General features: G+C 59.3%; 9 protein-coding genes. 3 read left to right on the top strand and 6 right to left on the bottom strand.

Annotation, left to right across the window (positions count from 1 at the left end; translation table 11 throughout):
• Positions 1-8: 8 nt before the first annotated feature.
• From AC30D7_RS07935 to AC30D7_RS07910, 6 genes are all read right to left on the bottom strand, one after another.
• Positions 9-7,097, bottom strand: a complete 7,089-nt coding sequence (locus AC30D7_RS07935) for a TcdA/TcdB pore-forming domain-containing protein (protein WP_490133652.1) — start codon at positions 7,095-7,097, stop codon at positions 9-11.
• 328 nt (positions 7,098-7,425) lie between these two features.
• Positions 7,426-9,126 carry a precorrin-3B C(17)-methyltransferase gene (gene cobJ, locus AC30D7_RS07930; protein WP_490133651.1) on the bottom strand — a complete coding sequence of 567 codons (1,701 nt, stop codon included), beginning with the start codon at positions 9,124-9,126 and terminating at the stop codon, positions 7,426-7,428.
• A complete protein-coding gene (locus tag AC30D7_RS07925; RefSeq protein ID WP_490133703.1) occupies positions 9,126-9,857 on the bottom strand; it encodes a precorrin-2 C(20)-methyltransferase in 732 nt (243 codons plus the stop codon). Before AC30D7_RS07925 ends, cobJ begins: the two co-directional genes overlap by 1 nt.
• On the bottom strand, positions 9,857-10,483 hold the full coding sequence (locus AC30D7_RS07920; RefSeq protein ID WP_007937188.1) for a precorrin-8X methylmutase: 627 nt from the start codon (positions 10,481-10,483) through the stop codon (positions 9,857-9,859). Before AC30D7_RS07920 ends, AC30D7_RS07925 begins: the two co-directional genes overlap by 1 nt.
• Entirely contained in the window at positions 10,476-11,777 is a 1,302-nt protein-coding gene (gene cobG, locus AC30D7_RS07915) for a precorrin-3B synthase (protein WP_490133650.1), read from the bottom strand. Before cobG ends, AC30D7_RS07920 begins: the two co-directional genes overlap by 8 nt.
• Before the next feature lie 156 nt (positions 11,778-11,933).
• Positions 11,934-12,587, bottom strand: coding sequence for a hypothetical protein (locus AC30D7_RS07910; RefSeq protein WP_490133649.1), 654 nt, complete (start codon positions 12,585-12,587; stop codon positions 11,934-11,936).
• 249 nt (positions 12,588-12,836) lie between these two features.
• Between AC30D7_RS07910 and cbiE the strand changes: the two genes are divergently transcribed.
• The 3 genes from cbiE to AC30D7_RS07895 are packed head-to-tail and all read left to right on the top strand — an operon-like array spanning position 12,837 to position 15,857.
• Complete coding sequence (cbiE, locus tag AC30D7_RS07905; protein WP_490133648.1) at positions 12,837-14,048, top strand: precorrin-6y C5,15-methyltransferase (decarboxylating) subunit CbiE; 1,212 nt, start codon at positions 12,837-12,839, stop codon at positions 14,046-14,048.
• Complete coding sequence (locus tag AC30D7_RS07900; RefSeq protein ID WP_428634494.1) at positions 14,041-15,138, top strand: cobalt-precorrin-5B (C(1))-methyltransferase; 1,098 nt, start codon at positions 14,041-14,043, stop codon at positions 15,136-15,138. The genes cbiE and AC30D7_RS07900 overlap by 8 nt, the downstream gene beginning before the upstream one ends.
• Entirely contained in the window at positions 15,135-15,857 is a 723-nt protein-coding gene (locus tag AC30D7_RS07895; protein WP_028940136.1) for a cobalt-precorrin-6A reductase, read from the top strand. Before AC30D7_RS07900 ends, AC30D7_RS07895 begins: the two co-directional genes overlap by 4 nt.
• Positions 15,858-15,962: the final 105 nt, after the last annotated feature.

The following is a 15,962-nucleotide window of genomic DNA, read 5'->3' as shown; positions in this document are numbered from 1 at the left end:
AAGGAGTTCTAAAAAGCTGGTTCTGCGAGCGCCTCGATCTGATAACTCGACATCAGCTCCGTTAGCATTGCGCTGCCCGAAACGCCTTTTTTCCTTAGCAACTCGGTCACTATTTCCGAAACCGCGCGCGATCGATAACCACTGAGCGCAAGGAACACGTCCCCCCGCAACGTCACATCCGATGAGTAAACACCGCGAAAGATCAGACTGTGCCCGCTGTCCAGGCCGTTCATTACCAAGTGTTCATTGACCAGGCTGACCCATAACTGATCCATGATTGAAGCGTCCAGAACCAGCTTCCCCGGAATCAAGGGTGGAAGCTCAAGCGGGTAACGGCAGTCGACGATAACCGATTCAAGTTTCAACCACGCGGCTCGGGTCAGCCGGCTAGTCGTTGCCCCTTGCCCCATTTTGAGCACCAGGATGCTGACATCATCGGCAATCAACGGGATGAGGTCGTCGGCCGTCTTCAGCCCCTCAACCACCAGTACTTCGGCGTTTCGCTGAATATACTCAAGCGGCCCGACCGTAGTTTTTTGCGGATAGGTGTGCAACAAACCATCCTCGATCTGGTGCAGCATCACGTTGGTTTGATGCCGGGTGCCCACCAGTGTGTATTGCGTAGGAAAGGTGGCTTTCGGAATCCGGATCAGTCGTCCGGTCCTGACCACATACCATTGAAGGTAGTCAGGATCTTTGACGGACAGAAAATCGGCGCATCGGACTTGGCTCGCCAGCGCCGCCAGCCGCTCACTCAATGGACCGTCCAGTGCCGCGACCCAGAGGCTGTCCACGCCCGTAATCCGCACCGGTTCGTTGTGCTGTAAATCCATCTCCACGCCTTCGAGAGTCGTCGCCCTCAGACCCGCGCCCTCTACCGTCACGTCGTCAAAAGTCCAGGATGCCCACACCTGCATCGGGGCCGGCAATGCCTCAACTTGTAAAAGTCTGGTGCCTTGGGCAAATGCTGTACTCAAATGTTTCGTATCGATAAAGCGCTGGCTGAAAATCTTGCCCGTTGAAAGATCGAACAACCAGGCGGCCTGATTGTCTGGAGCAATACTCAGTAGGCGTACTTCTTTTCCATGGCCAAGATCCGAGAGCAACAGCCGATCGTCCAGGTACCAGGCGCACAAACCGACGTCTCCCGTAAAGTTGGTCAGGCCAAGGAGAGCGAAACTCGACACCGGATAGCGCGTCGACACTTCCGGCAGTGCGGACCACCACTGGGCTCGATCCTTCAACCAGGTGTCGGTGAGTCCGCCCAATCGAAGCGTGCCATCAGGCATCACATTGAAGAACAGACCGGATTCGGTCAGAGCCAGGTAGCCCTGCTCAACGGCGACAACACCATTCAGGCCCGAGGGTGCAATTTCTGTGGAAGACCATTGCACGCGACCATCCACCATCGATCTTTGCTGTCGCACAAGGCGTCGATCAGGCTGGTCGTAGGTAACAAATACTTCACCCTCGGCACTGGCAGGAACAATCAGTAGAAGATCATTCAGAATCGAACTTTTCCATCCCCGCGCATGGCGACGTCGGGTCGGCGCACGGATGATCAACCCGTCAACCTCTCGGACCCAGACCAGATCGTGCCACTTGTCTTCGAACTGCCAACAAATCGAAACCAGAGCGCCGGGGCGCCAATTCACGGTATCGATAGACTCTGCCGGCAACACATAGTGACCCAGCACCTGCTTCCAGTCCGTGAGCGCGTCGACCTGCAAAACACCCAACAAAGCAGGATCCAGACCGCGTTTGATTGAGCCGAGCAGCAGTGCCCCGTCATGGATCATGTAGGTCAGCTCATCGCGCTGACCGTTCTTGTGAGTGAGTCGCTGAATGATCTGAATGCCGCCGCTGGCCACCGCCTCACAACGGACAATCGCCTGATCATCGCCTATTAGCAAACGGTAACGCTGAACCAGCGTTCCCGTCGTTGCATCTACCTGCCAGATATAGAAGCTCTCGGGATGATAGAAGTACGCCGAGCCCTCGATCACCGCACCCAACACGACGGCATCGGACAGCAGCACGTTCGGGTCGCGTACGTACAGAAAACGATCCTGAGCCGAATCGTAGTACGCGACCACTTTCCTGGGCTCATCCTGTTTTTCGTAGGGAACGATAAACTCATGTACGGGAAGATAAGGGATAGCCAGACGATGTTCACGAGCCAGTGATTTGAATCGATCCAGCAGCGCTTGCTCTCCGAGCGCCGGGTCGGCTGTTTCTTCGACCACCTCCAATTGCAGGGCAACAAGATCAACGCGCACGATCTTGTTACCTGCCAGTTTGAGCAACACATCGTGAACCCCTCCACCCGTGAGCTTCACAGCCAGCGCGCCCAACATGAGGCTGCCCGCGGGTTCTACCTGGACATCTGCCTCTGTCAGCCAGGTAGCCAGTAACACCCAGTGCATGGCCGTGTGGCCCGGCGCGTCGAGCTCAAGGCTCACCCCCTGATTGAGCAGCACGGAACATTGAGCACCGGCACCGGCTATCCGATAGGAGACCAGGCCGTGCCATGCCTTGGGCAGCACAGGCACTACCAGCGAGCGCTCAACGTTGTCGAGACGAACGTTGAAAACTGTTGGTTTGCAGACAGGGTTCAGTCGGTTTACGACGTACTCACCCGGAAACGAATAAAAGGAAAACAGGAACTGCCATTCCCCACGTTCGTTCTTTTTCTCCAGACGACGTGCCGTATCGAATCCGCCGGCATGACGAAACGTGACAAACGGCAGCAACTTGTATTCATAGCCGTACCAGGTCTTGGGTGTGCAGGGCAGAACGATTGTTTGCCCTGCCTGCGGGGAGAAAGGCGCCGAGTCCGACAACTCAAGGCCCAGGCGTATATCAATGGCGTGGTTGTAATCGTCGTCGAAATCCGGAACCCCGAAATGATCCCGAAGCGGGAACAGTTTCGGGCTGTCGAAATGGACCGTGGATGCGCGAAAATCCAGTTCGGCGAACACCAGCAAGGGATGTGCAATCCAGGCATTCGACACCTTGTCCAAGTGAAAGCCGCCCTGAAGATACGCCTTCTCCAGTCGTTCAAAAAAGAGGCCGACCTCTTTGGCCTCCTCGGCAATGGTGGCAAACCCTTCGGCCAGCGCAGCAACACCCACCGCCAACCCACCCAGAATCACCCCTGCACCACCCAGCACCGCAGCTACGGTACCCGCGCCGGCCAATCCCGCGCCCAACCCGGCCGCACCCAACACGGCGCTCGCGGAGTCGAACGCCAATTGCGTCCCGAATTGCGCCTTTTCAATGTCATTGCCGGCATGGCTCAACTGGTAAATATCAAACCCGACATTCACCATTCCCAACACCGTGCCAACGCCTTCATTCGCCACATGTCCCAGCGCCTTTTGCACCAATGGCGCGCTGGTGCGAGCGATCAACTTTTCATCATCCAGGGCCTGACGCACCAGTGTCACAACACCAATCACATCCACCACATTGCCATGGACCAGTTGGGCGTAGTTGACGTAGGCATGCAGGCGAATGGCGGTGGTCAGTGCCTTGTCGCTACCGCCGGCCGCGCCCTCGTGATGACGCAGTGAGTTCATCAAGGCTTGTACGGTGAAACCGGCATTGAGCGTATGAACGCTACCGGCGTCCACAGGATCAGGCGATTCGGCCGGCGAACGCGGTTGAGCCGCCAATGAATGGAAGGTTTGCGAGAGGAAATTTTTAATCCTGAGGAGTCGATGATCATCGGTGGTGACACGCACAATGGTCTGCGCAGAATCGTTGTCGACCAGACTGATGTTGTAAGCGCCTGTCGGGGTTATCTCCAATGTCTCAAACAACGCAACGGCACCCGACGACAGCCCGTGTTTCTCCTGTAGCTGCCATGTCGCCTGCGCGATCTGCCCGCCCCACCAGTGAGCGTCCAGTTCCAGCAACGAACTGCCCAATACCCCATTGTTGACCAGCGACCGCCCTCGCGCGCTGGCCAGCCGCTGTCTTGCCCGGGGCGTCTGTTCAGGCAGGCTGCCTGACTCGGAAAGACTGGACACCCGGACACCCGACGGCAGTATCCGTTCATTGAGTCGGCCAGCGTCGAGCTCAATCAAATCGAAGGTCGGACGCGTCGGCTCTCCATAAGCGGCGTAAGGTTTGGCCATCTCTTGCCGAACGAAAAAATGTGTCAATGCGCTGCTGAGTGCTTCAGCGGTATCAAACTCGAAAACACTAAAATTCGGATCGTAGAAATGGTAAGTACCGCGGCCTCCACTGAATGTTTTGGCCACCAGCATCGAGTGGTTGTCAGAGTTGAGCATCAAGGTGCTGCTGCCGGTTTTACCTTCGAGCGTCGCAATGACCTGTGCCAGATCGGAGCGCACCACCGCTCCACCCAAGTCATGGACGTCAACATCGCGCAGCTCCTCGATGATGCTCACAAACGCTTTCGAAGCGCCGGTGTCAGGCTCAATGACCGCCAGGTAAAACCGCTCACGCAAGGTGTTGGCGGCTTCGTCACCCTTGCTGATCGACGCCGCCATGGCCAATGCCAGTGGGTAGCAACGCCCCGCGATCCGGTCACCGGCCCCTTGAAGCAACAAATCCTGCGGCACCAGTTTGAAGCTGCCGTGATCGAAACTTTCCAGCACATCAGCCATGCGCTCGGCAATCCGGTCACGGAATTCGAGTTTTGCTACCTGCTGAATGCGGGCGACCCGACGTCCCCATTGCAGCAAGGTCAGTGCCCCTTCCAGCGCCTGCTTCTTCAGTTCAATGCTGGTCTCGGACAATGCCAAGGAAGGTACCGAAGCGCTGGCCAAACCAGCAGCGAATGCAGGGTGATTTTCTTTGAACAGCTCCCGCTCAATCGCCCCGTAACGGTGTGACACGCCCAACTCAGACACGTTGTTGGCGAGGTTTTCCAGGCGCGCGTTGACGTGATCAAAGTTGCGTTGATCCATTGCCCGCGCGCCCAGCAACGAACCGATCAACAACCGCTGCAAGGGGTTAAGCTGTTCAACCTGCAAAGTGCCCCGGCCAATTCGATGAAGCAACTCATCAAGCGGTAGATCCAAGGTTGCTGGCTCCCCGACCAACGATGGCGGTAGCGTGATCTCCTGTGTGAGGATGGACTGGCGCTCGTCAAAACTCAGCTGCACTTGCCTGTCGAAAGTCACTTCGCCGGAGACCCGTTGGCCCATCGCTCGCAAAAAGGGTTCACCAAGGTGCTGCGCCAAGGACTGCAACAATTCGGTCGACATCACATGTCGACCTTCGATGACTGGCCAGCCATGGTCGAAATGGATTGTCTGACTCTTTAGTAATTGATCCACCTTGCCGACGTAGCGCGCCTTGAATTGCCCGGCCTCCCAACGTTGTTTTTCCTTGCGCAGCCACTCGACGGTGTCGTTTTCGTTTTCTTTCCAGGAATGATCCAACTCCTCCTCGGTGGCCCGGTTCACCATGGCGGCGGCGACAATAGCCACATCCTCTCGCCACACGCCCGCTGCACGAGGCGTGAAGTGGATTTTTGCGTAATCCGCGAGTGCATCGCGCATCGCAGCGGGCCCCGTCAGATAAATGGTCACTTCGCTCTGCGGGCGAATGCCGTCGCTGTAGTAGATCGCAGCGGCTTCCATCAAAAAAGTGAGGGCGAGTTCTTCTTCAGGTGGGAGTGCATTCAACGGGCCAAATTTTTTCTCGACCACCTCCTCCGCTAAACCACTCATGGCCTCGCTATCAATCAAGGCGACCTGCTTCTCCACAGCCAAGCGGATCGTGGCATCAACAATCTCATAGTTGAGCTTGAAACGATCGATGACCGCGCTCAACATTGCCGACCCGGCATGGGCCATGAGAAACGCATTACTCAGGCTGGCCTGCTCGGCCACCGCGCGCATTCCGTTCGGACGTACGAGACGTTCGACGGGGGCGCGGAAAACGCTGTTCAAGTCCGGGCGACTTTTCGCGAAATGTTCCAGTGCCGGACGATGCTCTACAGGGATGACATCGAAATAGTTTGTATATTTACCTCTTAGCGCCTCTCGACCTGGCATCCATCCAGGATTTTGATCGAGCAACAACTGCAACACGCCCAGGCGCTCATCACTGCTGAATTGATTGATCTCCACATCGCCCAACTTTTCCACAAGAGGTGGCAAGTTATCGACATCTGCATAAAATCCGCCTTCAGCCATCAACGCTTCAATACGCACCACATCGGAGGCGGCGGCAAAATTGCCTCGTAAGCTTATTTCCCGCTCATAAATAGTCTGCAAGTGCAGCGGTGTTGCATTCTCCGCCAGGTTGCGAAGTTCCACTCCCGCCTCGACCAATGCCAACAGGCTCTGACTGTTTTTTTCCCGCAAATTTTCCAGGGTCGTTTTATCCTGGCCGTAGCCACGGACCAGAAGATCAATTCGGGCATCATCCGCTTTAACACCGCGCTCTACCGCCTTGTTGATATGGGCGAACATCTGCTGCTTAAGAACAATGGCTCGCTCTTCATATTTGTCACCCAGCTCAAGAAATGTTCCCGTGCTATGTCCGCCATTAATCATCGCATCGGCCTTCGCGGCCTCGACAATGATCCGGTTGGTTTCATAGGCCAATAATGCGTCGCCGTCATACCAGAGCTTCACGGCATGATCGTGCCCGGCCAAAACCCGGCACCACACATTAATGTAGTCACGCTGAATATTTCCAAGCCCCCCTCCAAGCCAAACGAAGTGCAGATTTTTAGGCACTTCGGTTGCTGCGGCAGACAGCTCTGCAATGCTATTGGACAGGCGCGTGTGAAAGCCTTCGACCCTGTCGCGGATTTCAGTCAGCCCCGGAACTGCTGCGCCCTGCGGCGCAGCTTTCGGCTCCATCTCTACTGCACGTCGATGCCGGCTCCTGGATTCAACAAAAGCCCTCAGGGCCTCGCGCAGCAAACCAAGCGGTGGAAGCATTCTCGGAAAATCGAGCAGGCCGATACAAGAAAAGTAATATCGAAATACCGCGTCATATTCCTCTGTACCTTTATGTTCCTGTAACGCCTGCTCAAGATCAGACAGTTTAAATAAATCAATAAAATTGACGTAACCGCTCACACGACGAGCCGATTGCTCACCCATAAAGATACTTCCCTGTAAAAATAAGATTTCTCATCCGTTAAAATGGATGGATGCCCCGACGCTCAAACAACATTAACTGAACAAAACTTCAGCCCGGAAGCAAAAAACAAACAACTGATGACCAACCGAACACTTAGAAATATTAAAGCCGTCAAACACAACAAAAAAAAAGACAAGCCAAAAGGCAACCCTCAACAAACGCGACAGTTTCTTTTGTGCCAGAGAAAAATAAACTTACATCAAGACATCTAACCGCCTGCCGCAAAAACTTCCTGTTTATCAACGCCAGGCCATTATGAAACGCGGCCTCCAGCGAGGCCGCCGACACTCATGAAGTTGGCTTGTCGCCATACCAACGAGGCGTATACACCCACTTGCCCCCCTCGGCGCGAGGGAACACGCAGGTGGTGGAGGAACCGATCAGCACCATGGTGCGCATGTCGACCTGATCGGGGGTCAGTGCGCCGAGCGTCGTGACCCGGAGCGTCTGGCCAGGGCGACCGATGTCGCGGCCCAGCACCACCACCGTTTCCGGCGTTCGATGCCGGCCGACAATGTCCAGTGCCTGGCCCAGTTGCCATGGCCGTGCGCGGGAGATCGGGTTGTAGAACGCCAGCACCAGATCGGCCTCGGCCGCCAGGTCCAGACGCTTTTCGATGATCGCCCATGGCTTGAGGTTGTCCGACAGCGACATCACACAGAAGTCATGTCCCAGCGGCGCACCGGCCTGCGCAGCAGTGGCCAGAGAAGCAGAAACGCCAGGAAGGATCTCCAGATCAACGCTGTGCCATGCAGGCTCACTCGACTCGTGCAACGCCTCAAGCACCGCCGCCGCCATGGCGAATACGCCCGGATCCCCGGACGAAACCACCACCACCGAGCGCCCTTGAGCCGCCAGTTCAAAGGCGTGGCGAGCGCGCTGCATTTCCTCGCGATTGTCGGTGCAATGCAGCACCTGATCGTCGCGAAATGGCCCAGCCATACGTACGTAGGTTTCATAACCGAGCACGTCATCAGCGCGAACCAGTTCGGCCTTGACCGCCGGCACCATCAGTTCGGCAGCGCCTGGGCCCAGACCGATCACAGCCAAACGACCGCGCGCACGACCGATCTGCGCAAGTTCCAGTGGCTGACTGGCCACCGCGATGGCGATTCCGTTATCCGCCGTCACGACTGTGGCGTTCGGTACGGTGTGGCGGGCCAACTCGCTAACGCCGCTGGCCGACGCAAACCGCAGTGGCACGCCCAACTCAAGCGCCGCTTCGCGCAACGCAGGACTGGCCATGTCCAGGTCGCTGGCCAACAGGCACGCCAGCGATTGCACGGCGATTTTCGCCTGATGCAAAGCCATTCGGACTGCGTTCGGCAGGTCCGCCACCTCGGCGCTCACCGCCACCAGTACGCTGCGCGGGTAGATCATCAATTCATTGGCCGCTGGCGTGCGCTCGGCACTGCCGACATGAATCGACAGCTGCGCCTGCGGGTCTTCCGGCAACTGCGCCTGATCAAGCCACGGCGCAGCCCCTTCAATGCGCACGCGTTGGCCCGCTAGCAAATCCGAGACGAAGCGCTTGCCCAACTCCAGATCACCCAGGGCGTAACCGCTCGGTGGATTGAGCAGGCAAGTACCGAAGCGCAATTCACCACTCGTGGTGATCGCCGCCGCGACGTCTAGGCTGGCGGCAATCGCGCGCGCCATGACATTCACCCCGCCGAGGCCACCGAGCAGCGGCACCACCGCGCTGCCGTCTTCAGCCACCGCCAGCACCGGCGGTTCGGCGCCCTTCTCCAGCAGTAACGGCGCCAGGGTGCGGATCACGATCCCTGCCGCGCACAGGGCGATGATCGGCGTGTCCTGTTGATAAAGCTCGCGCAGCGTCGCGCCGAACTCGTGATAAACACGGTCCGCGCCGTCGACCCGTTCGGCCAGTCCATGGATCAGCGCACCGGGGTATAGCTGCGCAATCTTGCGTGCGGTCGCGAGGCTGCCATTGCCGAGAATGACAATCGCCGGAGCAGAATGGGCCATCAGCCTTGCCACCTTTCACCAGGGACGATGATCAGCGAGAAATACGGCGAGGACATCGGCTCGACCTGATCCAGCGGCACGATTTTCTGGTTGGCCATGGTCGCGCGCTCGACGTACAGCGCACGCTGCGCCAGACCGAGTTCTTCCAGCACCTGACGGACCTTGGGAAAGTTGCGCCCCAGTTTCATGATCACCGCCGCATCGGCATCGGCCAGGCGACGCTTGAGGTCTTCGTGGGGCAGCACGCCGGACAGCACCGACAGGCTCTGATTGCGATACACCAGCGGCGCGCCCAGTACGGAAGCGCCACCGAGCATCGAGCAGACACCCGGCACGACTTCGGTCTCATAACGCTCGGCCAGTCGATCGTGCAGATACATGTAGGAGCCGTAGAAGAACGGATCACCTTCGCAGATCACCGCCACATCACGGCCGGCGTCCAGATGCGCCGCGAGTTGTTCAGCGGCCGTATCGTAGAAATCGCTGATCACTTGTTCATACGACAACGGTGCCGGCAGCGCTTCGGTGGTCACCGGGTAAACCAGTGGCAACAGGGTTTGTGCATCTTGCAGATGCGCTTCGATGATGCCGAATGCATTGCCCTTCTTGCCCTTGGCGACGAAGTACGCCACCACCGGCGATTCGCGCAGCAGGCGCAAGGCCTTGACGGTAATCAGTTCCGGATCACCGGGGCCGACGCCCAGGCCAATCAAACGTCCAGGTTGCTGCATCATTCGATCTCCGTGGCGAGGGCATTAACGGCGGCGGCGGCCATGGCGCTACCGCCCAGCCGGCCTTGCATGATGACGAAAGGCACGCCACGGCTGTCCGCCGCGAGCATCGCCTTGGATTCGGCGGCGCCGACGAAGCCCACCGGGAAGCCAAGAATCAGCGCCGGTTTCGGTGCGCCGGCGTCGAGCATTTCCAACAGATAGAACAGTGCGGTCGGCGCATTGCCAATCACCACCACGCTGCCTTCAAGATGCGGACGCCACAGTTCCAGCGCGGCAGCGGACCGGGTGTTGCCCAACTCGCGGGCAAGCTCCGGCACGCTGTCGTCGCGCAGGGTGCAGATCACCGGGTTGTTGGCCGGCAAGCGCGCACGGGTCACGCCTTCGCTGACCATCCGCGCGTCGCACAGAATCGGCGCACCGGCCGCCAGCGCATCGCGCCCGGCCTTGCCCGCGCCTTCGGAAAACTGCAGACCGTCGATGGCCTCGACCATGCCGCAGGCGTGGATCACCCGCACGGCGAGTTTCTCCAGATCGGCCGGAATACGCGCAAGGTTGGCCTCGGCGCGAATGATCGCGAAGGAGTTGCGATAGATCTCCTGACCGTCGCGGATGTAATCAAGCATCAAGGGAACTCCGTGAGCGGGCGTCAAGCAAGGCTGCGACCGCTTCAATAGTAAGGTTGTGTGCGTGCAGGGCGCCGAAACCCGGCTGCCCTGCATCGCGAAAATAGAGGTCGTAGTGACCGGGGGCGGCAGCCAGCAGCGTGACCGGTGCTACATGCGCCGCGGCGCAAGAACGCTGGCAGCCGGACAAATGCACTGTTTGATCGTGACGTTGCAACAGCGCGGCCAACTGCATGGCGTCGCGCTTGGTATCGGCCAGGCCCTTGCCGCAGCCAGCGGAACCGGTGCAGGCGATCAACCGTGACACAGGCTGATCAACGTCACATAGCAGGCCCAGTTGCTCCAGACGCCTAATAACTTCTGGCGCCCGCTCTTTGCGAACGTTGGGCAGCAACAGACTTTGCCACGGAGTAAAACGCAGACTCGCGTCACCGAATTCGCACGCCAGTTGCGCCACGCCTCTGAGCATCGCGGGATCGAGCCGTCCCAAAGGCGGCACGGCGCCGATGTAGACGTGTTCGACTTCACGTTGCGGATGAGCGCCGATGTGCAGAGTGTCCAGGTTCAGTGAACGCTGCCAATCGGTAATCGACTTCAAGGGCACACGCTCGGCCAGGTGAGCGAGAAACTCTGCGAGCGGATACTCGGCCAGCAAATGACGCATCCGTGTTTGATCCGGACGCGCCAGATCGAGAAACAACTCCAGCACCGCAACCACCAGTGCGTGCCCCTGCTCGAGTGACACCGCGCCTACGTGCCTGTCCGTGGGGCAACCCGCCAGACCGAACGCCAGCAACAACTCGCCGCTTCGCTCAACAGCAGACAACCAAAGATCATGCGGGTGTTCGAGCATCGCCAACGCCTCGCCACCATCGAGTTGCACGGCAAACTTGGCGCTGAGCTCATGGAAACGTTCATGGCTTTGCAGCGTGGCTAGGATCTGTTCCGCCAGCGCACGCGTGTCGAAGAGCATGTGTCGGTCAATCCCGGCAGACGGGCTGAGCATCAGATTGCGCACATCGTCGCCCGCCGCCGTGCGCGGACCCAACCCTGCGACGAGCAGGCTATCGATCAATGCTGCCTGTTCTGCGCCAATCCCGCGAATCTGCAGGTTGGCCCGGTTGGTCGCCTCGATCACGCCCCCGGCAAACCGTTCGGCCGCGCAGGCTACCGCTTCAGCCTGGGCCGCGCTGATCGAGCCGCCGTTCAGCTTGATCCGGCAGATACCGCCATCCAGCGCCGGGACGATACGCAGCAACCCCGGGCAGGCCGAGGGGCGTAAGGCGGTAGACATCGGGCGTTCGTTCAATGAGTGACCGGCTGACTGGATGCAAGTGAAGGGCGAAGGGCTGCCATTATGCCTGCTTTGCCCAAGCGCATGAAAAGTCTGCCGGTCGGAAACGCTGCCGAAGTATCAATCAAGCAAAAGAAGGCTTCGGCCTGCGTGGAATCAGAGTTCGTACTCGCTGAACTCGAGTGCAAGGGCTCGAGTGGCTTCTTCCACACGCTGTCGAATGGCGTCCATGTCTCGACGCTTGATTTCCAACCGCCGAATCCGGATATCCAGTTGAGACAGACTCTGATTTATCGTCCAGAACAGGTAGGGTGTAGTGATACCCAGCTTGATCAACCTGACATGACTGACCACCATTTCCAGATCTCCGTTGGACTTATAACTGACCGGGACGATGTTGAATCCGAATATTTTCCCGCTCAAGCCCGCGATCTTCGCCAGCAATTCGGCGTCACTCTCCAGTTTTCCAAGTACTGACTCAACCTGTGCTATTTGAGCACTCGTGAGGTAGGGACGTGCGACTTTCAACCAGACCTGTTTCAAACTCCCCGAGAACTGCGGCTTGATGTACTCGACGGGCTCGGCAAGCGTCCAGTCCATTGACCAGAACATACCGGAGTAATGGTCGAACCAAGGCCCCGGCTGCGTCTCGCTCTTTGCAACTTTATCCGCGCCATGCCGGGCCAGAAAAATGCAGTTTTTGACAAAGCCATTGTCGGCGACGGTCTGGCCAGCCGTGCCGATAAGCAGCACATTATTTATCATCAGCGCATCATGTTCGATGATGCCTTTGGCTAACTCGTTATCCATATAAGTTTCTTTTCATCCTTGATAGTGTCGCGACCGACATCAACTACTGGCCAGCGATTTAATACATATAAGATTGCGTAACCCGAACAAAAACCAAACTACCAAAACCATCATTACAACAGGCATTTTTTCGTCGACATTAAGTGTCTGCAAACTGAAGTACGCTTTCCCGGCCATAGACCCGCGTCAGATGACAGAAGCCGCGCTATCATGTCGCCTTTGACGATGAACATTGGACTAAGGAACAACATGGCCTCCTGGCTGACAGTAGTGGGAATCGGCGAAGACGGCTTCAAGGGCCTGGGCAAAAATGCCCGGCACGCCCTGTTGCGCGCTTCGCGGATCATTGGCGGTCAGCGACAACTGGATCTGCTGCCGGCCTGCATCCGTGGCGAGCGGCAATTGTGGCCCAGTCCGTTTTCCCTCGACCCTTTGCTGGCGCTGCGTGGCGAACCGGTCTGCGTGCTGGCCAGCGGTGACCCGATGTTCTTTGGCGTCGGGGCCAGCCTTGGCCGGCAAGTGCCCAGCGATGAAATGCTGATTTTGCCAGCGCCTTCCTCCTGCTCACTCGCTGCCGCGCGAATGGGTTGGCCGTTGCAGGAGGTGGTAACGCTTTCGGTGGTTGCCCGGCCGATCGCCGCACTCAACGCGCAGTTCTTCAGTGGCGTGCGTTTGCTGGTGCTGAGCAACGATGGCCAAAGCCCGGCCGCCGTTGCAGCACTGCTGCGTGAACGCGGTTTCGGTCCGAGCCGTCTCAGCGTGCTGGAACATCTGGGCGGTGCAGCGGAACGGCGCATCAATGGGATCGCCAATGACTGGAACGCCCCATCGGTCGCCGATCTGAACCTGATCGCCATCGAATGCATCGCTGAACCCAACACACCGCGCCTGTCGCGCCTGGCAGGCCTGCCAGACTCCGCCTTCCAGCACGACGGCCAACTGACCAAGCGCGACGTGCGCGCCATCACCCTTGCGCGCCTCGCCCCGATCCCCGGCGAACTGCTGTGGGACGTCGGCGCCGGCAGCGGCTCGATCGGCATCGAATGGATGCGCGCTCACCCGAGTTGCCGGGCGCTGGCCATCGAAGCGGATGAGGGACGGCAGGCGTTGATCGAACACAACCGCGATGCCCTGGGCGTTCCCGGCCTGCAATTGATTCGCGGCAGTGCGCCGCAAGCCCTGAGCGGACTCGAACGCCCGGACGCGATTTTCATCGGCGGTGGCGTCACTCGTGAAGGCGTGCTCGATACTTGCTGGGCGCAACTCAAACCCGGCGGCCGGTTGATCGCCAATGCTGTGACACTGCAAAGCGAAGTGACCTTGATGGCCTGGCGTGAACGGCATGGTGGTGAGCTGACCCGCATTCACGTCGCCCAGGCGCAACCGTTGGGCGAGTTCGATACCTGGCGTCAGGCGCTGCCGATTACCTTGCTGGACGTGACGAAACCCCTCGATGCGTGACGAAACCGCCGAACAACCCGCCCCGCTGCGCAGCGGCCTGACCACCGGCAGCTGCGCCACCGCCACCAGCCTCGCAGCCGCCCGCTTGCTGCTCGGCGGCGTGGAAGCGGACGCCGTCGAGATCATTCTGCCCAAAGGCAAACGGGTGCAGATGCGCCTGGAATTCTGTCGACTGACGGACGACGGCGCCGAAGCCGGAACGATCAAGGACGCCGGCGACGACCCCGACGTGACCCACGGCGCCCTGCTGTTTTCCCAGGTGCGCTTGCACAGCGAACCGGGTATCCGCTTCAGCGCCGGCCGTGGCGTCGGCACCGTCACCCGGCCCGGGCTGGTGCTGAACGTCGGTGAACCGGCGATCAACCCGGTGCCGCGCAAGATGATCACTGATCACCTGACGTTGCTGGCCGAGGAACTGAATTACCAGGGCGGCTTCGAGGTCACGGTAAACGTCGAGGACGGCGAAGCCCTGGCGCTGAAGACCATGAACCCGCGGCTGGGCATTCTCGGCGGCTTGTCGATCCTCGGCACCAGCGGCATCGTCCGGCCATTCTCCTGCGCGGCCTACATCGCCTCGATCCACCAGGGCATCGACGTCGCCAAAACCAACGGTTACCTGCACATCGCCGCGTGCACCGGCAACGCCAGCGAAGACACCATGCGCCGGGTTTACGACTTGCCGGAAATCGCCCTGATCGAAATGGGCGACTTCGTCGGCGCGGTGCTCAAGCACCTGCGCAAAGTGCCTGTGGATAAACTCAGCCTGTGCGGCGGCTTCGGCAAGATCAGCAAACTGGCGGCCGGGCACATGGATTTGCACAGTCGGCATTCAAGTATCGACCTGCCGCAACTGGCTGAATGGGCCGCAGCAGTCGGTGCCGATGCGGCGTTGCAACAGGCGATCCGCGAAGCCAATACCAGTCAGCAAGCCTTGGCCATGGCCAGCGCTGCCGGGATCGCCCTTGGCGACGCAGTGTGCCAGCACGCCCTCGACTTTGCCCGCAGCGTGGTGCCGGCGCAGGTTCAGGTCGAAGTGTTCGCCATCGATCGCCAGGGCGGGATTGTCGGCCATGCGGGAGTATTTCAATGAAGCGCGTGTTGTTGCTCGGCGGTGTCACTGAGGCATTGGCCATCGCCCGAACCCTGGGGCCGGAGCACATCTACAGCCTGGCTGGCGTCGGTCGTGTGCCGACGGATCTGAACTGTCAGGTCCGCGTTGGCGGCTATGGCGGCGCCGAAGGTCTGGCGCAGTTCATCCGCGATGAAGGCATTGACCTGCTGCTGGATGCGACCCACCCCTACGCGGCCCGCATCAGCCACAACGCCGCCACCGCCGCGAAGTTGAGCGGCATTGCCTGCTGGGCCTTGCGCCGTCCGGCCTGGCAGCCACAAGCCGCAGATGACTGGCGCGAAGTCAGCGACTGGGGCGAGCTGATCGAAGCGCTGAAACCCTTTCGCCGACCGCTGTTCACCCTCGGTCGCGAGCCATTGCAACACCTGCACGAAATCCCGCCGGAGCAATTCTGGACGTTGCGTGCACTGGACGTTTATCCGGGCAACGAGCGCTGCGAAGTGATCGGCGCCCGTGGGCCGTTTCTGATCGAGGATGAACGCGCGCTGTTCGAGCGGCGGCAGATCGACGTGCTGATCAGCAAGAACAGCGGCAGCACCGCCACCGAGCCGAAGCTGGAAGTGGCGCGGGAACGTGGGGTGCCGGTGCTGGTGTTGAAGCGGCCGGTGTTGCCGGGGGTTGAGCGGGAGTTTGGGGCGGTGACTGAGGTTTTAACGGCCCTCACACAAAACTGGTAGCAGCTGGCGAAGCCTGTGTTCGGCTGCGCAGCAGTCGTAAAATCAAACACCACGGTCTGCCAGGTTGACTGCGGCGCATGGGATCACGACTGCTACGCAGCCGAA

The sequence above is a fragment of the Pseudomonas sp. DF5 genome (assembly GCF_058148225.1).
Note: the sequence above shows the minus strand (reverse complement) of the source record. Positions and strands in the feature narration are given on the sequence as shown.